Below are 20,238 nucleotides of genomic sequence, written 5' to 3'. Positions count from 1 at the left end.
CGGGGCCTGACAAGCGGAAACCCCGCCGGTGGACGAGCCGCCGACGGGGTTCCCGGGACCTACGCCCGTGGGTGAGTACGGGCGGGCGATCAGCCCTTCTGCGGGGATGGTCCCCGGTCGGCCACATCCTTGGCCGAGTCCGGGTCCTGTGCCTTGCGACGGCCCCCGACGTGGGCCTCCGCCCGCATCCGCTCGCTCATGTGCGGGTAGTGCAGCTCGAACGCGGGGCGCTCGGAGCGGATCCGGGGCAGCGTCACGAAGTTGTGGCGCGGCGGCGGGCACGAGGTCGCCCACTCGAGGGAGTTGCCCGCGCCCCACGGGTCGTCGACCGTGACGATCTCCCCGTAGCGCCAGCTCTTGATGATGTTCCAGATGAACGGCAGCATCGCGATGCCGAGGATGAACGAACCGACCGTGGAGATCTGGTTGAGGACCGTGAAGTTGTCCGAATCCAGGTAGTCGGCGTACCGGCGCGGCATGCCCTGGTTGCCCAGCCAGTGCTGTACCAGGAACGTCGTGTGGAAACCGATGAAGATCAACCAGAAGTGGATCTTGCCGAGCCGCTCGTCGTACATCCGGCCCGTCATCTTGGGGAACCAGAAGTACACGCCGGCGAACGTGGCGAACACGATGGTGCCGAAGAGCGTGTAGTGGAAGTGCGCCACGATGAAGTACGTGTCCGAGATGTGGAAGTCGATCGGCGCCGAGGCCATCATCACGCCGGTCAGACCGCCGAAGAGGAAGGTGATGATGAAGCCGAGGGCGAACAGCATCGGCGTCTCGAAGGTCATCTTGCCGCGCCACATCGTGCCGATCCAGTTGAAGAACTTCACGCCGGTCGGGACCGCGATGAGGAACGTCATGAAGGAGAAGAACGGCAGCAGCACCGCGCCGGTGACGTACATGTGGTGCGCCCACACGGCCGTCGACAGTGCGGCGATCGCGAGGGTCGCGAAGACCAGGCCGGCGTAGCCGAACAGCGGCTTGCGAGAGAAGACCGGGAAGACCTCGGAGACGATGCCGAAGAACGGCAGCGCGAGGACGTACACCTCGGGGTGACCGAAGAACCAGAACAGGTGCTGCCACAGGATGGCGCCACCGTTGCCCGGATCGTAGATGCGCCCGCCGAACTGCCGGTCGTAGAAGACGCCGAGCGCGGCCGCGGTGAGCAGCGGGAAGATCAGCAGGATCAGGACCGACGCCACGAGGATGTTCCACGTGAAGATCGGCATCCGGAACATGGTCATGCCCGGTGCGCGCAGGCAGATGATGGTGGTGACGAAGTTGACGGCACCGAGGATGGTGCCGATACCGCCGATGCCGACGCCGAGGATCCAGAGGTCCGCGCCGACGTTCGGCGAGTGGATCTTGTCCGCCAGCGGCATGTACATGGTCCAGCCGAAGGACGCCGCGCCACCGGGGGTCAGGAAGCCGGAGAGCATGATCGTGCCGCCCGCCGCGAACAGCCAGAAGCCGAACGCGTTGAGCCGGGGAAACGCCACGTCGGGGGCGCCGATCTGCAGCGGAATGATGTAGTTCGCGAACCCGACGACGATCGGGGTTCCGTAGAGCAGCAGCATCACCGTGCCGTGCATGGTGAACAGCTGGTTGAACTGCTCATTCGACAGGAACTGCATACCCGGGAGGAAGAGCTCCGCCCGGATGAGCAGCGCCATGAGGCCGCCGGCGAAGAAGAAGATGAAGCAGGTGACGATGTACATGATGCCGAGCAACTTGTGGTCGGTCGTCGTCAGCATCTTCCACACGAACGAGCCCGGCCGGGCATCACCCGTGGGTTCACCCGGCGGGTGGTCGAGTTTGTGGACCGGCTTGGGGGCCACTGCGGTCATAAGGGTCCTCCTGAACGCCTCACCCGACGTCGCGGGTCGAACCACCGACCCCACGTCGAACGCATAGGAATAGTGCGTGACCGCAATCCTAACCCCCGCCTGAGAGAGACGCCCACCCGCCCCGTCGAACTCGTCACCGGTGGTCACCCCCGCTAATCACGCCGTGGTCCGGCACGCCGGGACGGGCACCCGCCGCCCGCCCGCGACCTCCGCATGAGCGGCCCTTCTCGGCCGATCTCCTAGGCTGTTGTCCCATGACCGATTCCGTGACCGCCCCCCGCCGACACCCCGCGCGGGGGTATGCCCGGCGCGCCGTCAGGGCGGCGGTCCCCCTGGCGGCCGGGCTGACGCTCGTGGCGTGTGGCCCCTCCCCCGTCGACATGGTCGAGCACCCGATGACGACGACCCCGTCGCGGATGGCCGGCGAGGAGTTGCAGCGCTCGGCAGAGCCGGAGGAGTCGTGCGCCCCGGCACCGTTCCCCGCGGAGTTCCCCGGGCCGGGTGACCGCAGGGTCCCCACGGAGGGGCCGGGTCCGGACCGGGTGGAGGTGCCGCGGTCGCCGGAGAGGATCCTGGCGCTCGGCACAGGCGCGGTGGACACGGCCTGTGCCCTCGGGCTGCAGGACCTCGTCGTCGGCACGTCCGGCCTACCCGACGGTGCGGACGTCTACCTGCCCGACTCACTGACCGGACTCCCGACGGTCGGTCCCCTCGTCGGCGGGGACGCCGACGAGGTCGCGCGGGCCGCGCGGGAACTGCGTCCGGACCTCATCGTGCTGGCCGGGTCGGACGAGGTGGACCCGGCCGTCGTCGCCGCCGTGACTGATGTCGCCCCCACCGTGGTCTACGACGCCGACATCGTGGACTGGACGGAGGCCACCGAGGCGATCGCCGACGCCTACGGTCGGCCCCGCGCCGGCGGCGATCTCCTACTGGAGGTGATCGAGCGGGCGCAGCGCACCGCCGACGCGACCACCCCGTCGGATACCCGGGTCTCTCTGGTGTCGGTGACCGGAGGGGACGGTGACGGCGTGGAGGTGCAGCGGCCGGACACGCTGGGCTCCCTGATGCTCGAGGCCGTGGGTGCCGAGCGCCCCCCTGCGCAACGCACGCGCGACGGCGAGCGCCTCCCGCCCCTGCCGCAGTCCCCGGCCGTGGGTGACGAACTGGACGGGGATGTGATCTTCGCGGTGGTCGGAGGCGGGCCCGGCTCCGAGGACGAGGCGCGGGAGGTCTTCGCCTCGGACAGGTGGACGGACCTCGACGCCGTGGGATCGCAGCGCGTGTTCGTGGTGGACCGTGCCGTGTGGGAGGGGGCGGGCCCGGTGGCGGCGCGGGCGGTCCTCGACGACATCCGGGGATCGATCAACGGGGTCGCACCGGACGGGTAGCCAGCAGTCCCTCCACGACAGTGGATCGACGACGCCCCTGCGCCCGTGTTCGGTCGCAGGGGCGTCGTGGGCCGCTACCGGTGCGTCAGAAGTCCCAGTCCTCGTCCTCGGTCGCCTCGGCCTTGCCCATGACGTACGAGCTGCCGGAGCCGGAGAAGAAGTCGTGGTTCTCGTCGGCGTTGGGGCTCAGGGCCGACAGGATCGCCGGGTCGACGTCGGTCTCATCCTTCGGGAACATGCCCTCGTAGCCCATGTTCATCAGCGCCTTGTTGGCGTTGTACCGCAGGAACTTCTTGACGTCCTCGGTCCACCCCACCGGATCGTAGAGATCCTCGGTGTAGTCCGCCTCGTTGTCGTACAGCTCGAACAGCAGCTCGAAGGTGTAGTCCTTGAGCTCGTCCCGCTCCGCCTGGGTGACGTGCTCGAGGGCGCGCTGGTACTTGTACCCGATGTAGTAGCCGTGCACCGCCTCGTCGCGGATGATGAGCCGGATGACGTCGGCGGTGTTGGTGAGCTTGGCCCGCGAGGACCACCGCATGGGCAGGTAGAAGCCCGAGTAGAACATGAACGACTCGAGCATCACCGAGGCGATCTTGCGCTTGAGCGGATCGTCCCCCGCGTAGTAGCCGAGCACGATCTTTGCCTTCTTCTGGAGGAAGGGGTTCTCCTCCGCCCAGCGGAACGCGTCGTCCACCTGCGGCGTCGAGCACAGCGTGGAGAAGATCGTCGAGTAGCTCTTGGCGTGCACCGACTCCATGAACGCGATGTTGGTGAGCACCGCCTCCTCGTGCGGGGTCGACGCGTCGGGGATCATGCTGACCGCGCCGACCGTGCCCTGCAGGGTGTCCAGCAGGGTCAGGCCGGTGAAGACGCGGGTGGTGAGCTGCTGCTCGTACTCGGTCAGGGTCTGCCACGACGGGATGTCGTTGGAGACCGGCACCTTCTCCGGAAGCCAGAAGTTGGTGGTGAGCCGGCCCCACACCTGATCGTCGACCTCGTCGGGGACGCGATTCCAGTTGATGGCCGACACCCGGTCGACCAGCTTGGGCTGGATGCCGGCGGCGGGACTGTGGGATCCCGGAGCGTGCAGCTCGGCGGTCATCGGATCTCCTCCTGGGGACGTGTGGGGTTCGGGACGCAGGCCTGCGGCCGGGCGGTCAGAGCATGCACGAGACGCAGCCCTCGACCTCGGTGCCCTCGAGCGCGAGCTGACGCACGCGGATGTAGTACAGGGTCTTGATGCCCTTGCGCCACGCGTAGATCTGGGCTCGGTTGACCTCACGGGTGGTGGCCGTGTCCTTGAAGAACAGGGTCAACGACAGGCCCTGGTCGACGTGCTGGGTGGCCGCCGCGTACGTGTCGATGATCTTCTCGTAGCCGATCTCGTACGCGTCCTGGTAGTAGTCCAGGTTGTCGTTGGTCAGGTAGGGCGCCGGGTAGTAGACGCGCCCGATCTTGCCCTCCTTGCGGATCTCGATCTTCGACGCCACGGGGTGGATCGACGAGGTCGAGTTGTTGATGTAGCTGATCGACCCCGTCGGCGGCACGGCCTGCAGGTTCTGGTTGTAGATGCCGTACTTCTGCACGTCGGCCTGCAGCGCGCGCCAGTCCTCCTGCGTGGGGATGGTCACCTCGGCCTCGGAGAACAGCGTGCGGACCCGGTCGGTGGCCGGCTCCCACACCTGGTCGGTGTACTTGTCGAAGAACTCACCCGAGGCGTACTTCGACTCCGGGAACCCGGCGAACCAGGTTCCACGCTCCCGCGCGATCGCGTTGGACGACCGGAGCGCGTGGTAGAGCACGGTGTAGAAGTAGATGTTGGTGAAGTCGACACCCTCCTCGGATCCGTAGTGGATCCGCTCACGCGCGAGGTAGCCGTGGAGGTTCATCTGCCCCAGGCCGATCGCGTGCGACTCCGAGTTGCCCCGCTCGATCGAGGGCACGGAGTCGATGTGGGTCTGGTCGGAGACCGCGGTCAGTCCCCGGATCGCCGTCTCGATGGTCTGACCGAAGTCCGGTGAGTCCATGGCCTTGGCGATGTTGAGCGAACCGAGGTTGCAGGAGATGTCCTTGCCCACCTCGGAGTAGCTCAGGTCCTCGTTGAACTCCGAGGCCGTGGAGACCTGGAGGATCTCCGAGCACAGGTTGGAGTGCGTGATCTTGCCGGCGATCGGGTTGGCCCGGTTCACGGTGTCCTCGTACATGATGTACGGGTAGCCGGACTCGAACTGCAGCTCGGCGACGGTCTGGAAGAAGTGCCGGGCGTTGATCTTGGTCTTCTTGATCCGGCTGTCCTCGACCATCTCGTGGTAGTGCTCCGAGATGTCGACGTCCGCGAACGGCTTGCCGTAGATCCGCTCGACGTCGTACGGCGAGAACAGGTACATGTCGTCGTTGCGCTTGGCGAGCTCGAAGGTGATGTCCGGGATCACCACGCCCAGGGAGAGCGTCTTGATGCGGATCTTCTCGTCCGCGTTCTCCCGCTTGGTGTCGAGGAACTTGAAGATGTCCGGGTGGTGCGCGTGCAGGTACACGGCGCCGGCACCCTGGCGGGCCCCGAGCTGGTTGGCGTAGGAGAACGAGTCCTCCAGCAGCTTCATCACGGGGATGACGCCCGAGGACTGGTTCTCGATGTGCTTGATGGGCGCGCCGTGCTCACGGAGGTTGGACAGCAGCAGTGCCACGCCGCCCCCGCGCTTGGACAGCTGCAGCGCGGAGTTGATGCTGCGGCCGATGGACTCCATGTTGTCCTCGATGCGCAGCAGGAAGCACGAGACGGGCTCCCCGCGCTGCTTCTTGCCGGAGTTGAGGAACGTGGGCGTGGCGGGCTGGAAGCGACCGTCGATGATCTCGTCCACCAGCTGGCGGGCCAGCACCTGGTCGCCGGCGGCGAGGGTGAGCGCCACCATGCACACGCGGTCCTCGTAGCGCTCGAGGTAGCGCTTCCCGTCGAAGGTCTTGAGCGTGTACGAGGTGTAGTACTTGAACGCGCCGAGGAAGGTCGGGAAGCGGAACTTCTTGGCGTACGCGTGGTCGAACAGTTCGCGGACGAAGTTGCGCGCGTACTGGTCCAGCACCTCGCGCTCGTAGTAGTCCTTCTCGACCAGATAGTCGAGCTTCTCGTCCAGGTTGTGGAAGAAGACCGTGTTCTGGTTGACGTGCTGCAGGAAGTACTCCCGCGCCGCCCGGCGGTCCGCGTCGAACTGGATCTTCCCGTCCGCGTCGTAGAGGTTGAGCATCGCGTTGAGGGCGTGGTAGTCGAGACGCTGACCGTCGCCCGCCTCTCCCGCGGTGATGCTCTCGGGGTTCACGGTTGGTGCTGCCAAAACTCTTCCAATCCCTCTCGGACGCGGATGACGTCCTCGTGTGTGCCCATCAACTCGAAGCGGTAGAGGTACGGGACCCCCACCTTCTCGGCGATCACGTCGCCGGAGCGACCGAAATCCCGTCCGAAGTTGGTGTTGCCGCCGGCAATGACTCCCCGGCAGAGACTTCTGTTGTGCGCGTTGTTGAGGAACGCGACCACCTGCCGCGGGACCGCGGCTCCGTTCTTGCCTGTGATCTCGAGGCTTCCCCCGTAGGTCGGAACGATCAGAACATACGGGTCCGACACCGTCGGGACGGGCTCGGTCCTCCGCACCGGGATACGCAGTGCGGGGAGACCGAGCCGGTCGACGAATCGTTTGGTGTTCTCGGAGATGTTGGAGAAGTAGACGATCCTCACCGGCTTCTCGGCCGGTATCGGAGCCGCCATCGCCGCCCCCTTGTCGAAGGAATCCTGGTGTTACCGCGCCGTCGGACTATGACCGCGCAGTCAGGCCGCCACGGTGGCGAGTGCCTTGATGCGGTCCGGGCGGAAGCCGGACCAGTGGTCGGAGCCCGCGACCACGACGGGCGCCTGGAGGTACCCGAGCGCCATGACGTACTCCCGAGCCTCGTCGTCCATCGAGATGTCGATGATCTCGTACTCGATGCCCTGCTTGTCGAGCGCCTTGTAGGTGGCGTTGCACTGGACGCAGGCGGGCTTGGTGTAGACGGTGACCATGTGTCTCAGGACCTCTTTCGGCACGGCGCCGGACGGCGCGAGGGGCTCTTCTCGTAGCGGCCTCCCGGGCCCGGGCTCTCGCCCGGCCTGTGGATGACCGCGGTGTCTGTCGGGGGTCACGGTCCGAATCCCACGAGTGACATTCATTGGGGCCGCAACGCTTCTAGACACTACCCCTAGTGGCCAGCGAGTCAATCGACCACAACATTTTGGTCTTACATCGCTGGTATTCCCAGGTCGCGATCCCGCCTTGTGGACACCGTGGGCCCCCGGTGGGAACCCCGCCCCCGGACCGTCGATCCGGCGCCGCGCACACCTACGGTCGCACGGCGATCACCGTCCCGGAGCGGCGGGTCGGCATCCCACAGGACCTCCCCAGGGACCCCACAGATTGTCCCCACGCCCTCCACAAGCACGTGGATGATCGTGCGTCCGGGGCGTGGACGGATGTGGCGGGCCGGGGACGGTTCACCGCCGGGCGCGAGTCGTCCCCACGGGGCCGTGGTGGGCGCCGGGAAGAGTACGACGACGACGAGGGCCCGCCGCCGGCGAACCGGTGGCGGGCCCTCGAGGATGCGTGAGGACTCACGCGGACATGTCAGCCCTGGCGGGCCTTGAAACGGGGGTCCTTCTTGTTGATCACGTAGACCTTGCCGCGACGACGGACAACCTGGGCGCCCGGCTTGTTCTTCAGCGACCGAAGGGACTTGCGGACCTTCATCTGGCGCTCCTTAGGCTCTCGGGGCGGCCGCTATGGCCGCCGACACGACTGGGGATCACTGTGCGACACGTCCGTCCCGGAAGGTCGGATGTACGACACACAACTGGTCCATCGTAACGGACTGCCCGGCCAGAACTCCAACCGGCGACGGACGGCACCCCGCCCGCACCCCGGCCGCGCTCCGGGTACTCGCGGCCACCGGCGGAGATGTCACGCGGTCGTCACACGTGGTTCCTATGCTGACGCCATGACCGAGACCACGACAGACCGCGCTGCCGCCCTGCGCGCCACCATCATCGCCGAACTCGGCGTCCGTCCCGACATCGATCCCGCGGAGGAGGTCGGGTCGCGGGTCACGTTCCTGGTCGACTACCTCCGTTCGACCCCCGCCACGGGCTTCGTCCTGGGGATCAGCGGCGGGCAGGACTCCACCCTGACCGGCCGGCTCTGTCAGCTCGCCGCGGAGCGACTGCGGGACGAGGGGATGTCGCGCGCCCGGTTCGTGGCGATGCGCCTGCCCTACGGCGAACAGTCCGACGAGGCCGACGCGCAGGCGGCCCTGGAGTTCATCCGTCCGGACGAGAGTCTCACGGTGGATGTCCGCCCCGCGTCCGACGCCGCCTCCGAGGCCGCCTCCGCCGCACTCACGGCTCTGCCCGACGAGGCGGCGCCGCTCCGTGACTTCGTCCGCGGCAACGTCAAGGCGCGTGAGCGGATGATCGCCCAGTACGCCGTGGCCGGGCAACTGAACCTCCTCGTCGTCGGCACCGACCACGCCGCCGAGGCGGTCACCGGCTTCTTCACCAAATACGGCGACGGCGGGGTCGACCTGACCCCCCTGACCGGTCTCACCAAACGACAGGGCGCGGCACTGCTACGCCACCTCGGCGCGCCGGACTCCACCTGGCGCAAGGTCCCCACCGCCGACCTCGAGGATGACCGGCCGGGCCTGCCCGACGAGGTCGCCCTCGGCGTGACCTACGCCCAGATCGACGACTACCTCGAGGGCCGCGACGGCGTCCCGCCCGAGGCCTCCGCGCGGATCGAGCAGCTGTTCCTGGGCTCGCGCCACAAGCGCACGGTGCCCGCCACCCCGCTCGACACGTGGTGGCGCTGACCGGTCCGCGAGGACGGGTCGTCAGCGCAGCAGCGACCAGACGGTCTCGAGCGCCTCGGTCGTGCCGGGGACGTCGAAGGACTGGGTGGTGAAGACCGCCGCGGCCCGCCTGGTGCCGCGGTCGACGTACCCGATCGTCCCCAGTCCCCCGGCCCAGCCGACCACGCCGCCCGGGCGCACCTCCACCTGGAACCCGTAGCCGCAGCCGGGCCCGAGGAAATCCTCCGCGCTCGCCCGCTGCCGCGCTGTCAGGTGGTCGGTGGCCATCAGCCGAGCACTCTCCGGGTCGAGCACCGGGCCACCGTCGACGAGCACACCCAACAGCTCCAGATAATCGCCCACCGTCGCGGCGAGGCCGCAGGCGAGGGACTCGAAGACCGGCGGCACCGCGAACCTGCCCGCGGTGTCCAGTGGCGAAACCCTGCCGTCGGGCCCGAGGCCGTACGAGGTGGGGAGACGGGAGAGGTCGGCCGTGAACCCCGTGTCGGCCAGCCCCAGTGGCCCGGTGACGTACTCGGCCAGCAACTCGGTCACGGACGAGCCGGTGGCGCGGGCGAGGAGCACCCCGAGGACATCGCTGCTGGTGTGGTACCACCATTGCTGGCCCGGCTGGCCCGCGAAGGGCAGCTCCGCCAGCCGACGGAGATACTCGTCCGGCGCGACGGCCGGGGCGTACGGCCCCGGGGCGACCCCACGGTCGGACATCGCCTCCGACAACGCGGGGTTCTCCCCCACCCAGCCGGCACCCGCGGTCATGGTGAGCAGGTGCCGCAGTGTGAGGGGCCGCTCGGCCGGGACCGTGCGGTCCAGCGGGGCGTCCGGCGTGGCCAGCACTGGAGGGTCCGCCAGCTCGGGCAAGAACGTGTCCACCGGGTCGTCGAGGGTCAGCACACCGCGTTCCACGAGACGCATCGCCAGGATCCCGCCGACCGGCTTGGTGTTGGACGACAGTGGAAACACCGCGTCCTCCCCCAGCGCGGGTCCGCCCACGATGCGGGCTCCGCCGGAGACGATCCTGGAGCGCCCGCTCTCGCGGACGCCACAGACGTACCCGACCAGCCGACCGTGGTCGACGAGCGCGTCGAGCACGTCGACGACGTCCGTGATCTCCCCTGGCCCCGCCATACCCCGACACTACGACCGCGGACCGGATGGCGGAAGGCGCCACATGGCGAGATCCCGGGACATCGTTTCCGTTGTCCCGGGATCTCGTCCTCGGTGGAGCTAAGGGGACTCGAACCCCTGACCCCCACACTGCCAGTGTGGTGCGCTACCAGCTGCGCCATAGCCCCGTATCCATTTGTCCGCCGCTCACCTCTCGGTGACCGGCCCGACCTAAGTTACACCACCACGGTTCGGGCTTCCAAATCGGGCCCGGCCCCACCGGGAGGGGCGGGGCCGGGCCACAGTTGCGCACCCGGCACGAGCACCGGGCGGTTCGCCGGACGAGTTACGCGATGATGTCCTGGAGCCAGGCGGCGTTGCCGATGTCGACGACCTCGCCCTCGTGGGCGACCGTCGGGGTGGACACGCGATCGGTGATCTCGCGGATGCTCTGCTGGGCGTTGTCCGCACTGTCGGAGGCCTTGTCCATGCCGCCGTTGGACTCGACGTTGCCGATGCACTCGACCGAGTCCGCGTTCGCGCCGGCCGATTCCGCGATGTCCGCGAGCTCGCGGGCCGAGAGGTCGCCGCCGCCCTCCCCCGGCTGCTCGGCGAAGAACGCATTCTTGACGTCGAAGAACACGGGCAGGGAGTCCTTGGCCGCGACACACTGGATGGCCGCGAGCGCGCGGGTGGAGTACTCACCGGAGCCGGACTGGCCGTTGAGGAAGTTCAGGGCGTGGAACTCGACCTGCAGATCCCCGGCCTCGACGGCCTCGGAGATGGACTCACCGTACTGCGCCTCGAAGGAGCCACATGCGGGGCACATGTAGTCCTCCCAGATCTGGACGGTCGGCGCCTCGTCCGGGCCGACGACGACCACGCCGGCCTCGGTGATGTCGATCAGCTCGTCATTGGTCTCGCCGAACGTGATGGGGTTGGCCTCTCCGCCCCGCTGGGCCATCCAGACGACGCCACCGAGGACCACGACGGCGACCGCGATGAGCGCGACCACGGTGATGAGCATCCCGTTGTTGGACTTGGTCTGGAGGACCTTGGTGTTCTTGTTGGGTTTGGCGTTCACGTGTACGCGGGCCTTTCTCTACTGGGAGACCGTCGACCTCTTCCGGGTGACCGGCACTACGCCAGAGGGTACCGAAGCGGTGGGAGCGACCCCGCGCGCGCACCGTCGATGCAAATGCACCACACCCCCGGTCGGCGTCGACCGGGGGTGTGGCCCGAATGGTGGAGCTGCCGGGAATTGAACCCGGGTCCTCCGCAGCATCGGCAGGGCTTCTCCGTGCGCAGTCCGCGTTGGCCTCTACTCGGATCTCACCCTCATGCGGACATGTCGGTGATGACGATCCCAGTCACTGTGTGATGTCCCGACCCACCCCGTGACCGGGTGAGCCGGTGATCTCTCTAGATGATGCCGGTGACCGGGGCGAGAGCGACCCCGGGCCGACAGACTACGGGCTCGCTATCAGGCAGCGAGGGCGTAGTCGCGCTGATTGGTATCGGCGCGTAATTGGTTGCCACGACGCTTACGGTGGTCTCTGGCCTGCACCGGCACGCTTCCCCTGCGTCAACTCACGTAGTCGAAACCAAGTCAGCCCCGTCAGGACCGCCGACTTCCGCCGACGGACTCCCCACCCTACCCCGGTGACGCGCCGCCCGCCAGAGTGATCCCGCTCTCCCCTCTCAGCCGAGCACCCGGTTCAGCCGAGCACCCGGTTCAGCCGAGCACCCGGTTCAGCCGAGTGCGAGCAGGGAGATCGCCACCCCCGCCAGGACGAGTCCGACCATCTGGACCGCACGCATCCGCTCCCCGCCGTGGGCGATCGCCAGCGCTACGGTGAAAGCGGGGTACAGCGCAGCGATCACACTGACCAGGGAGAGCATCCCCGCCTGCGAGGCGAAGTAGAAGGCACCGTTGGCGACGGCGTCGAACACGGCGATCACCACGCCGATCGCGATGAGACGCCGGGAGAAACGGAACGACTCACGGGCTGCGACCGCGGCGACCAGCAGCATCACCGTCGCCCCGATCCGCGAGGCCGCGACCGGCCACAGGCCCTGGCCCGGCGGCACCTGCGCCAACAACACGAAGAACGCGGCGAACGCCAGCCCGGAGAAGAGCGTGAGCACCAGGAGACGACGGGTGAGGCGCCCGTGCAGGGCGGACGAGCCGTCCCGGCTCTCCATGGAGACCAACACGGTCGCCACCAGCGCGAGCGCCATGCCCGCCCCCGCCGCGGGCGCGGGCCGCTCCCCCGCCGCCAGACCGAACGCCAGCGGAACCGCCGCCGCCAGGACCGCCGTGATCGGCGAGATCACACTCATCGGCCCGCGGGAGAGCGCCAGGTAGAACGACCACACCGCGACACCCGAGGCCATCCCGGAGGCCAGGCCCCACCCCAGACCGACCCCGGTCGGCGACCCACCGGCGACCAGGGCAGCGACGCCCACCAGCACGATCGACAGCGGATAGGAGACGCTGACCACGCGCAGCACGCGGGCGCGGCGGGAGGCCACACCGCCGAGGTAGTCGCTGATGCCGTACGCCACCGCCGAAGTCGACGCCAACGCGACCGGCATCATGCCCGCATGCCCTTGATCTTCCTGCCGAGTTCACGCACGGCCTCACGCTCGGCGGTCCGGCGGGCGATGTCGTGGCGCTTGTCGTGCGCCTGCTTGCCCCGTGCGACGGCCAGCTCGACCTTCACCCGGCCGCCCACGAAGTAGAGCGACAACGGGACGAGGGTGGCATTGCCGTCGCGCACCTTGCCCACGAGCGAGTCGATCTCGCGGCGGTGCAGCAGGAGCTTCCGGGCACGCTTCGGGGCGTGGTTGGTCCAGCTCCCGTGCGAGTACTCGGGGATGTGTAGCCCGCGGAGCCACACCTCGCCGTCGTCGACCGTCGCGAACGCGTCGACCAGCGAGGTCTTGCCCTCACGCATGCTCTTGATCTCGGTCCCGACCAGCGCGATGCCGGCCTCGTGCGTCTCCAGGATCTGGAAGTCGTGCCGGGCCTTGCGGTTGCTCGCGACGATGCTCCCGTCGGAGCCGAGGGACGACGCGCCCTTCTTCTTGTTCTTCTTGGCCACGTCGCGTCACCTCCTGATTGCCGTGCCCTCGCCGCCGTTCCGCAGCCCCCAGAGTCTAGATGGAGGGCGCGTTCAGTGCCGAACCGTGAGCCTCAGGGTGATCCAGGCGGTGAGCGCGGAGACCACCGCGCCCGCCACGACCAGCCCCGGTGCGAGGAGGAGGATGTCGGGGGTGGTGATCCGCTCGACCAGGTTCGCGCGGTAGGCCTCCGCCAGCACCCTGTCGAGGAAGACGTTCTTGGCCACCAGCAGGCCACCCACCGCGAGGAGGGCGCCGGTCACCGCCGCGATCACCGCCTCGAGGACGAACGGCAACTCCGTGTACCAGCGGCTCGCGCCCACCAGTCGCATGATCCCCAGGGCGGTCCGCCGGGTGAACGCGGCGATCTGCGTCATGTTGGCGATGAGCAGGACGGTGGCCAGCAGCTGGACGACCGCGATCGCGAAGGCAGCGTTGCGGACGCCGTCGAGGACGGAGAAGACCCGTTCGACGAGCTCGCCCTGCCCCTGGACGATCTCGATGCCGTCCACCTCCGCCAGGTCACGCGCCACCGCCTCGGCCCGCGTGGGGTCGGTCAGTGTGAGGGTGAACCGCGAGCCGAGGGCGTCCGGCGAGGTCGACTCCACCAGCACCGGGTCTGTCGAGGAGAACAGGTCGACGAACTCGGCGTAGGTCTCCTCGGGATTCTTGTACTCCACCGACGCCACGCCCGGCGTCGTCTCGAGCCGCTGGAGGATCCGGCCGCATTCCGCCGCGCAGTCCGGATCCTCCAGCGAGATCGACCGGTCCACGTAGACGCGGAACTCGTTGAGGTAGTCGTACTTGCCCTGACTCGCGGACGCGGTCATGGCCACGAGCAGGCCCGCCCCCAGCATGCCCAGGGCCACCGCCGTGGTGATGATCATGGCCAACGTCATGGACAGGTTGCGGCGCAGTCCCTGCCCGACCTCGGAGGCGACGAACCCGGCGGCCATCAGCGGTCCACCCCGTAGGTTCCGCGGGCGTCGTCGCGGACGACCGAGCCGTCGACCAGTTCCACCACGCGGCGCCGCGAGCGGTCCACGATGTGCCTGTCGTGGGTCGCCATGAGCACGGTGGTCCCCGTCCTGTTGATCCGATCGAGCAGGAGCATGATGTCCTCGCTGGTCTCGGGGTCGAGGTTGCCCGTCGGTTCGTCCGCGAGCAGGAGCACCGGGCGGTTGACGAACGCCCGCGCGATCGCGACCCGCTGCTGCTCCCCGCCGGAGAGTTCGTGAGGTCGGCGATCTGCCTTCCCGCCCAGCCCGACCATGTCCAGGGTCTCCGGCACCACCTTGTCGATGGTCCGGCGGGACTTGCCGATCACCTGCAGCGCGAACGCGACGTTCTCCGCGACCGTCTTGTTCTCCAGCAGACGGAAGTCCTGGAACACGCAGCCGAGAGAGCGTCGCAGCACGGGCACGTCGGAGCCCTTCATGCGCGTGAGGTCGTGGCCGGCCACGGTGAGGAGGCCCGAATCCGGGCGATCCTCGCGGAGAACGAGCCGCAGGAACGTGGACTTGCCCGATCCCGACGCACCGATGAGGAACGCGAACTCGCCGTCACCGATCTCCACGCTCACGTCGGACAGCGCCGGACGCGTCGAGGACGGGTACGACTTCGTCACACGGGAAGCAGTGATCACACCAATAGCCTAGCGCCACACAGGCCACAGTCATGCGGGAGTGAACATCATCGCGGGCGGCGGCCGCGGCGCGGCCACCCGGTGGCGCTACCCCTCGAGGGCGCCGCCGGGCACCGAGGTCTCCCCGGCGCCCGGGGCCTCCTGCTGCAACTGCGGTTGCGACTGCTGATCGGGCTGCTGCTGCGGCGACTGCTGTGGCTGTTGTTGCTGCGGGGACTGTTGATCGGCGCCACCGGGGAGCCCCTCGGCATCGGGACCCGTCGTCGCGGTCCCTCCCGTCACGGTGGTGCCGGTCGTGCGGGAACCCGTTCCCGTCGGAGTCGGAGGCGAGCTCGAGGTCGGGGCCGTGGTGTCGGTGGTCTGATCCGTCGGCGTGGACGACGGGTCGACCGGTTCGGCCGGTTCCGAGGTCCCGGTGGGGTCCTGCGCGGGTTGCGGCCCGAAAGCGACCACCGGCTCGTCGCGGACGAGCAGATACAGCACGCCTGCCAGGACGAACGCGCCGAGGAGGATCGCGGTCGTCCGGGACATCCTGAAGAACTCGCCGAGCAGTGCGACGATCCGCGGCTTCGGACTCCGCGAGGGAGCGTCCGGTGGTGGCGTCCCGCCCAATCCGAGCGGGTCGGGCCGGTCGAGGATCGGGTCGTTGTCGATCGCGGCGCCCTGCGGGGCTGTCCCGTCGGGCCTCGTCATGTCTTCGTCCCTGTGCCGGGCCATCAGACGCTCCCCTCTCCGGTCTGCGGTCGCAGCATCCCGGCGCGGATGGCGGCCAGCGCCTCCGGCTCCAGGACGATCCCCTCCTGGCGGAAGCGGCGGAGGATGACGGCACGCATCCGACGGCCCACCTCCCACTGCATTCCCGGCTTGGTCCGGGCGAGCAGGCGGATGACGGTCTGCTCGAGCTTGATCGACTGCACACCCATGACCGACGGCTCGTCGAGCACGTACTCACCCACACGGTCGTCGTGGACGATGTCGCGACAGACCTCGGCGAGTACCTCGTGCGCCTTGTCCATGTCGGCGTTGTTGGGCACGGGGACGTCGATGATCGCACGAGCCCAGTCCTGGGACTGATTGATCGCGGTGACGATCTGACCGTTGGGGACGATGACCGCCTCGCCGTCCAGGGTGCGCAGCCGGGTGATCCGGAGCGTGACGTCCTCGATCGTCCCGGCGGCGACGCCGGTCGCGGTGGTGAGTTCGACGATGTCACCGTAGCCGTACTGACGCTCGGCCAGCACGAAGAAGCCCGCGAGGAAGTCCTGGACGATCTTCTGCGCGCCGAAACCCAGCGCGGCGCCCAGGACGGTGGCCGGCGCCACCAGCGTGACGAGGTTGACGCCGAACCGGAGCAGGATCTGGATGCCGAACAGGATGTACAACATTCCCACCGCGACGTAGGAGACGACCTGGACGAGGGAGTGGAGGTGCTTGGACTCCTCCGACCACAACTCCTTGTCGGCGTTCCTTGCGTCGATCCGGCCGGTCCACATCCGGGCGACCTTGCCGATCGCCCGGGTCATCAGGGCGGCACCCAGGATGAGGAGGACGACCTCCAGGCCGTCGTTGCTCAGCCAGGCCAGGACTCCGCTGAAGTCTGTCCGGAAGGCCACTAGGCGTCCGCCCCCTCCCGCATGCGCCATCGGATGCCGGCCTCGATGAACCCGTCGATGTCACCGTCGAGGACCGCGGACGGGTTGTTGACCTCGTACTCGGTGCGCAGGTCCTTGACCATCTGGTACGGGTGCAGCACGTAGGACCGCATCTGGTTCCCCCAGGAGGCGTTGCCGCCCGCACCGAGCGCGTCCATGGCGGCCCGCTCCTCCTGACGCTTGCGCTCGAGCAGTTTGGCCTGCAGCACCTTCATGGCGGCGACCTTGTTCTGCAGCTGGGACTTCTCGTTCTGACAGGTCACGACGATCCCGGTCGGGACGTGGGTGAGGCGGACCGCCGAGTCGGTGGTGTTGACGGACTGGCCACCGGGGCCGGAGGAGCGGTAGACGTCCACCCGGACCTCGTTCTCCGGGACCTCGATGGAGTCGACGGTCTCCACGACCGGCAGCACCTCGACCTCGGCGAAGGAGGTCTGGCGGCGGCCCTGGTTGTCGAACGGGGAGATCCGCACCAGCCGGTGCGCTCCCTGCTCGACGGACAGGGTCCCGTACATGTACGGGTCCTTGACCACGAAGGTGGCGGACTTGATCCCCGCCTCCTCCGCGTACGAGGTGTCGTACACCTCGACCTTGTGGCCGGCCTTCTCCGCCCACCGGATGTACATACGCATGAGCATCTCGGCGAAGTCCGCGGCATCCACGCCGCCGGCGCCGGCACGGATGTTGACCACGGCGTCACGCTGGTCGTACTCGCCGCTGAGCATCGTCTTGACCTCCATGGCCTCGACGTCCTCACGCAGGCTGGAGCGCTCGGCGTCCGCCTCCTCGACGGCGCCGCCGCCCTCCTCCTCCGCCAGCTCGTACATCAGCGGCAGGTCCTCGATCCGCTGACGCAGATCACGGCAGCGGCGCAGATCGGCCTGGATGTACGACAGCTCGCTGGTGACCTTCTGCGCCCGGTCCTGGTCGTTCCACAGGTCCGGGTCGGCGGCCATCTGCTCGAGCTCGTCGACGCGGCGGGCGAGCTCCTCGATGTCGAGGACCTTCTCGACCGTGGTCAGGGTCGCGTCGAGGGCAGCGATGTCGGCAGAAACTTCAGGGTGCACGCCTACCAACTCTACGCGGCCCGGGCGCCTTCCAGCGTTTGCCCACCCGCCCCCTCCCCGTGGCCTGCCACCCCTCCGATCGTCACCCCCCGGCGGTAGCGTCGGATGCCTCGGACCCGCTACCGCTCGTGGTCAGCGAGCCGCGACGACCAAGCGGAGGAAGTGAACGTCCATGGACACCCGCCACCCGGGCCCCCTGCACGACGAGTCCACCGGGGGGATGACCGACGCCGATCTGGCCGCCCGCCTCGTCGTCGACGCCGGAAACCTCGCGCGGCGACTGCGCGAGGACGGGCTCGACGTCCGCCGCAAGACCTCCGTCTCCGACGTGGTCACCGAGGCCGACGACGCGGCCGAGCGACACATCACCGCACTCCTCGCCGAACACCGCCCGTCCGACGGCGTCCTCGGCGAGGAGGGTTCCCTCGTCACCGGCAGCGGCGAAAGGCGGTGGGTCGTGGACCCGGTGGACGGCACCTACAACTTCGTCTCCGGCTCCGACTACTGGTGCTCGGCCGTCGCGGTCACCGGTGGTGACGACTACCTGCTCGGGGCGGTCCACCGACCCGTCACCGGGGAGACGTTCGTCGGCGGCTCGGACGTACCGACGCGCCGCAACGGGGTGCCCGTCGCGCGCCTGGCCCCCGGGGACCTGGCCGCCGGCAGCCTCGCCACCTACCTGCACCCGCCGTTCTTCGACGATCCCCATCTCGCCGAGCCCTTCCACCGCGTGAGCCGCGGCGCGGCGACCATCCGGATGCTCGGGTCCGGGTCCGTGGACCTGGCCTCCGTCGCGTGTGGGATCCACACGGTGTGGTGCCAGCACTCCTGCCCCGAGTGGGACTGGCTACCGGGCCGCGCACTCGTCGAGGGAGCGGGCGGGGTGTGCGCGACCGTCGAGGTGAACGGCTACGACTGGTTCGTGGCCGGTCGCCCGGGCGCGGTCGAGCAGGCGGTCGACCTCCTGCGCGGCTGACACCACCCCTCCCGCCGGCGGCAGGGACGTGTTCGAGGAAAGTGTGGCGCCCGGAACTTACTCCGAAGTAAGGTGTCGGGGACAGCACAGTCCACCGTCCGTCACGAGAACAGCTGGTGATGATGAGCAAGAACCCCACAGCCCCGTCCACGACCGGACGCGCGGAGACCTCGACACCGGGCAAGAACCCCGCGCGCATCGACGCGATCGGCGCCGCCATGCGCGCGCTGACCACCATTACCGGGTCGGAGTTCGCCGAGCGCTTCGGACTGCGGCAGAAGGTCGACCGGGTCACCTACGAGGCCACCAAGACCGGTTTCAAGACCCTCGGTGCCGCGACCAAGTCGTTCAAGAAGGTCACCGGCGGCGGCGCACCCAAGCGTCTTCCCGACGCCGACTCCGAGGCCCGGCCCGACCTGTTCGACCTCACGCTGGACGAGGACCAGCAGATGATCTCGCAGACCGTGCGAGAGTTCGCCGCCGAGGTCATCCGGCCGGCCGCGCACGACGCCGACGCCGCCGCCGAGGCACCCGCGTCGCTGCTCGAGCGCTCGGCCGAGATCGGCGCCACCATGCTCAACGTCCCCGAGGAGTTCGAGGGCATCGCCTCCGAGCGCGGCGTGGTGACCAACTCGCTGGTCGCCGAGGCCCTGGCCTACGGCGACATGGGTCTGGCCCTGCCGATCCTGGCCCCGTCCGGCGTGGCCACGACCCTGACGCAGTTCGGCTCGGACACCCAGCAGAAGTCGTACCTCCCGGCGTTCGCCTCCGAGCAGGTCCCCGCAGCCGCCGTCGTGGTGGCCGAGCCGCGGCCGCTCTTCGACCCGTTCCGGCTCGAGACCACCGCCACCCGGACCGCCGGCGGATTCACGCTCAGCGGGGTCAAGTCGATGGTGCCCACGGCCGGCAGCGCGGAACTCTTCGTCGTCGCCGCCTCGCTCGACGGCGCGCCGACCTTCTTCGTCGTGGAATCCGACACCGACGGACTCGTGGTGGAGGCCGACCCGTCCATGGGCCTGCGCGCCGCCGGCCTCGGCCGACTCGTCCTCACCGACGTCTCCCTGCCCGCCGACGCCATCCTCGGCGGCCCCGACGTCTCGCCGGAGGACCGGTCCTCGGCCTACGCCGACGTCATCCGACTCTCGCGCCTGGGCTGGGCCTCCCTCGCCGTGGGCACCTCCCACGCCGTCCTGGACTACGTGACCCCGTACGTCAAGGAGCGCCAGGCGTTCGGCGAGCCCATCGCGCACCGACAGGCGGTCGCGTTCGCCGTGGCCGACATGGCCACCGAGCTCGACGGCATGCGCCTGGTCACCTGGCGCGGCGCCGCCCGCGCCGAGCAGGGACTGTCCTTCGCCCGCGAGGCCGCGCTGGCCCGCAAGATCGCCGCGGACAAGGGCATGAAGATCGGCCTCGACGGTGTCCAGCTGCTCGGTGGCCACGGGTTCACCAAGGAACACCCCGTCGAGCGGTGGTACCGCGACCTGCGCGCCGTGGGAGTGGCCGAGGGCGTGGTGGTCCTGTGACCTCCGCCCATTCCGCCA

The 20,238-nt window shown here is 68.8% G+C and carries 19 protein-coding genes, 1 tRNA gene and 1 other RNA gene; 4 read left to right on the top strand and 17 right to left on the bottom strand.

What is annotated here, in order from left to right; all coding sequences use genetic code 11:
* Positions 1 to 89 precede the first annotated feature (89 nt).
* A complete protein-coding gene (ctaD, locus tag AB5G72_RS05265) occupies positions 90 to 1,850 on the bottom strand; it encodes an aa3-type cytochrome oxidase subunit I (RefSeq protein ID WP_253003336.1) in 1,761 nt (586 codons plus the stop codon).
* Positions 1,851 to 2,104: 254 nt separating this feature from the next.
* Here ctaD and AB5G72_RS05260 point away from each other — a divergent pair, with 254 nt between their 5' ends.
* Positions 2,105 to 3,241 carry an ABC transporter substrate-binding protein gene (locus tag AB5G72_RS05260; RefSeq protein WP_253003335.1) on the top strand — a complete coding sequence of 379 codons (1,137 nt, stop codon included), beginning with the start codon at positions 2,105 to 2,107 and terminating at the stop codon, positions 3,239 to 3,241.
* An 85-nt stretch (positions 3,242 to 3,326) separates the two neighbouring features.
* On the opposite strand, the gene nrdF is transcribed toward AB5G72_RS05260, so the two are convergent.
* The 5 genes from nrdF to ykgO form a co-directional block, all read right to left on the bottom strand.
* Positions 3,327 to 4,343: a class 1b ribonucleoside-diphosphate reductase subunit beta gene (nrdF, locus tag AB5G72_RS05255; protein ID WP_067712425.1), complete on the bottom strand. Its 1,017-nt coding sequence runs from the start codon at positions 4,341 to 4,343 to the stop codon at positions 3,327 to 3,329.
* Between the two features lie 55 nt (positions 4,344 to 4,398).
* Positions 4,399 to 6,480, bottom strand: a complete 2,082-nt coding sequence (gene nrdE / locus AB5G72_RS05250; protein ID WP_440221469.1) for a class 1b ribonucleoside-diphosphate reductase subunit alpha — start codon at positions 6,478 to 6,480, stop codon at positions 4,399 to 4,401.
* Between the two features lie 68 nt (positions 6,481 to 6,548).
* A complete protein-coding gene (gene nrdI / locus AB5G72_RS05245) occupies positions 6,549 to 6,995 on the bottom strand; it encodes a class Ib ribonucleoside-diphosphate reductase assembly flavoprotein NrdI (protein ID WP_067712422.1) in 447 nt (148 codons plus the stop codon).
* Between the two features lie 60 nt (positions 6,996 to 7,055).
* On the bottom strand, positions 7,056 to 7,286 hold the full coding sequence (locus AB5G72_RS05240) for a redoxin NrdH (protein WP_067712419.1): 231 nt from the start codon (positions 7,284 to 7,286) through the stop codon (positions 7,056 to 7,058).
* Positions 7,287 to 7,884: 598 nt separating this feature from the next.
* A complete protein-coding gene (ykgO, locus tag AB5G72_RS05235; RefSeq protein ID WP_003852698.1) occupies positions 7,885 to 8,007 on the bottom strand; it encodes a type B 50S ribosomal protein L36 in 123 nt (40 codons plus the stop codon).
* 247 nt (positions 8,008 to 8,254) lie between these two features.
* On the opposite strand from ykgO, the gene nadE reads away from it, so the two are divergent.
* Entirely contained in the window at positions 8,255 to 9,124 is an 870-nt protein-coding gene (nadE, locus tag AB5G72_RS05230; RefSeq protein ID WP_206474608.1) for an ammonia-dependent NAD(+) synthetase, read from the top strand.
* A gap of 21 nt (positions 9,125 to 9,145) precedes the next feature.
* On the opposite strand, the gene AB5G72_RS05225 is transcribed toward nadE, so the two are convergent.
* From AB5G72_RS05225 to prfB, 11 genes are all read right to left on the bottom strand, one after another.
* On the bottom strand, positions 9,146 to 10,249 hold the full coding sequence (locus AB5G72_RS05225; protein WP_067712414.1) for a serine hydrolase domain-containing protein: 1,104 nt from the start codon (positions 10,247 to 10,249) through the stop codon (positions 9,146 to 9,148).
* A gap of 94 nt (positions 10,250 to 10,343) precedes the next feature.
* Positions 10,344 to 10,416 (bottom strand) — tRNA-Ala (locus AB5G72_RS05220).
* Between the two features lie 158 nt (positions 10,417 to 10,574).
* Positions 10,575 to 11,312: a DsbA family protein gene (locus tag AB5G72_RS05215; RefSeq protein ID WP_440221138.1), complete on the bottom strand. Its 738-nt coding sequence runs from the start codon at positions 11,310 to 11,312 to the stop codon at positions 10,575 to 10,577.
* Positions 11,313 to 11,471: 159 nt separating this feature from the next.
* Positions 11,472 to 11,845: a transfer-messenger RNA gene (gene ssrA / locus AB5G72_RS05210) on the bottom strand.
* Positions 11,846 to 11,980: 135 nt separating this feature from the next.
* Entirely contained in the window at positions 11,981 to 12,829 is an 849-nt protein-coding gene (locus tag AB5G72_RS05205) for an EamA family transporter (RefSeq protein ID WP_067712408.1), read from the bottom strand.
* Positions 12,826 to 13,335 carry an SsrA-binding protein SmpB gene (gene smpB / locus AB5G72_RS05200; RefSeq protein WP_067712405.1) on the bottom strand — a complete coding sequence of 170 codons (510 nt, stop codon included), beginning with the start codon at positions 13,333 to 13,335 and terminating at the stop codon, positions 12,826 to 12,828. Before smpB ends, AB5G72_RS05205 begins: the two co-directional genes overlap by 4 nt.
* 72 nt (positions 13,336 to 13,407) lie before the next feature.
* Positions 13,408 to 14,310 (bottom strand): permease-like cell division protein FtsX, encoded by a 903-nt coding sequence (gene ftsX / locus AB5G72_RS05195; RefSeq protein WP_154830263.1) that lies wholly within the window; start codon positions 14,308 to 14,310, stop codon positions 13,408 to 13,410.
* The gene (gene ftsE / locus AB5G72_RS05190; RefSeq protein ID WP_182634067.1) at positions 14,310 to 14,999 is read right to left on the bottom strand and encodes a cell division ATP-binding protein FtsE; all 690 of its coding nucleotides are present in this window, start codon (positions 14,997 to 14,999) and stop codon (positions 14,310 to 14,312) included. The genes ftsX and ftsE overlap by 1 nt, the downstream gene beginning before the upstream one ends.
* An 87-nt stretch (positions 15,000 to 15,086) precedes the next feature.
* On the bottom strand, positions 15,087 to 15,692 hold the full coding sequence (locus AB5G72_RS05185; protein WP_440221137.1) for a hypothetical protein: 606 nt from the start codon (positions 15,690 to 15,692) through the stop codon (positions 15,087 to 15,089).
* Between the two features lie 23 nt (positions 15,693 to 15,715).
* Positions 15,716 to 16,612 carry a mechanosensitive ion channel family protein gene (locus tag AB5G72_RS05180; RefSeq protein WP_325769231.1) on the bottom strand — a complete coding sequence of 299 codons (897 nt, stop codon included), beginning with the start codon at positions 16,610 to 16,612 and terminating at the stop codon, positions 15,716 to 15,718.
* Positions 16,612 to 17,718: a peptide chain release factor 2 gene (gene prfB, locus AB5G72_RS05175; protein ID WP_154830266.1), complete on the bottom strand. Its 1,107-nt coding sequence runs from the start codon at positions 17,716 to 17,718 to the stop codon at positions 16,612 to 16,614. Before prfB ends, AB5G72_RS05180 begins: the two co-directional genes overlap by 1 nt.
* Positions 17,719 to 17,890: 172 nt before the next feature.
* Here prfB and AB5G72_RS05170 point away from each other — a divergent pair, with 172 nt between their 5' ends.
* The gene (locus tag AB5G72_RS05170; RefSeq protein ID WP_271799694.1) at positions 17,891 to 18,694 is read left to right on the top strand and encodes an inositol monophosphatase family protein; all 804 of its coding nucleotides are present in this window, start codon (positions 17,891 to 17,893) and stop codon (positions 18,692 to 18,694) included.
* 119 nt (positions 18,695 to 18,813) lie between these two features.
* The gene (locus AB5G72_RS05165) at positions 18,814 to 20,220 is read left to right on the top strand and encodes an acyl-CoA dehydrogenase family protein (protein WP_119191991.1); all 1,407 of its coding nucleotides are present in this window, start codon (positions 18,814 to 18,816) and stop codon (positions 20,218 to 20,220) included.
* The last annotated feature ends 18 nt before the right edge of the window (positions 20,221 to 20,238 follow it).

The sequence above is a fragment of the Dietzia sp. MNB45 genome, assembly GCF_051994785.1.
Classification (GTDB): Bacteria; Actinomycetota; Actinomycetes; order Mycobacteriales; family Mycobacteriaceae; genus Dietzia; species Dietzia kunjamensis.
This window is presented reverse-complemented; position numbering and strand designations above follow the sequence as displayed.

Bases quoted from the DNA above. Each gene is read 5' to 3' on its own strand.
- ctaD (WP_253003336.1), bottom strand. From the start codon at position 1,850: ATGACCGCAGTGGCCCCCAAGCCGGTCCACAAACTCGACCACCCGCCG.
- AB5G72_RS05260 (WP_253003335.1), top strand. From the start codon at position 2,105: ATGACCGATTCCGTGACCGCCCCCCGCCGACACCCCGCGCGGGGGTAT.
- nrdF (WP_067712425.1), bottom strand. From the start codon at position 4,343: ATGACCGCCGAGCTGCACGCTCCGGGATCCCACAGTCCCGCCGCCGGC.
- nrdE (WP_440221469.1), bottom strand. From the start codon at position 6,480: ATGCTCAACCTCTACGACGCGGACGGGAAGATCCAGTTCGACGCGGAC.
- nrdI (WP_067712422.1), bottom strand. From the start codon at position 6,995: ATGGCGGCTCCGATACCGGCCGAGAAGCCGGTGAGGATCGTCTACTTC.
- AB5G72_RS05240 (WP_067712419.1), bottom strand. From the start codon at position 7,286: ATGGTCACCGTCTACACCAAGCCCGCCTGCGTCCAGTGCAACGCCACC.
- ykgO (WP_003852698.1), bottom strand. From the start codon at position 8,007: ATGAAGGTCCGCAAGTCCCTTCGGTCGCTGAAGAACAAGCCGGGCGCC.
- nadE (WP_206474608.1), top strand. From the start codon at position 8,255: ATGACCGAGACCACGACAGACCGCGCTGCCGCCCTGCGCGCCACCATC.
- AB5G72_RS05225 (WP_067712414.1), bottom strand. From the start codon at position 10,249: ATGGCGGGGCCAGGGGAGATCACGGACGTCGTCGACGTGCTCGACGCG.
- AB5G72_RS05205 (WP_067712408.1), bottom strand. From the start codon at position 12,829: ATGATGCCGGTCGCGTTGGCGTCGACTTCGGCGGTGGCGTACGGCATC.
- ftsX (WP_154830263.1), bottom strand. From the start codon at position 14,310: ATGGCCGCCGGGTTCGTCGCCTCCGAGGTCGGGCAGGGACTGCGCCGC.
- AB5G72_RS05185 (WP_440221137.1), bottom strand. From the start codon at position 15,692: ATGACGAGGCCCGACGGGACAGCCCCGCAGGGCGCCGCGATCGACAAC.
- AB5G72_RS05170 (WP_271799694.1), top strand. From the start codon at position 17,891: ATGGACACCCGCCACCCGGGCCCCCTGCACGACGAGTCCACCGGGGGG.
- AB5G72_RS05165 (WP_119191991.1), top strand. From the start codon at position 18,814: ATGATGAGCAAGAACCCCACAGCCCCGTCCACGACCGGACGCGCGGAG.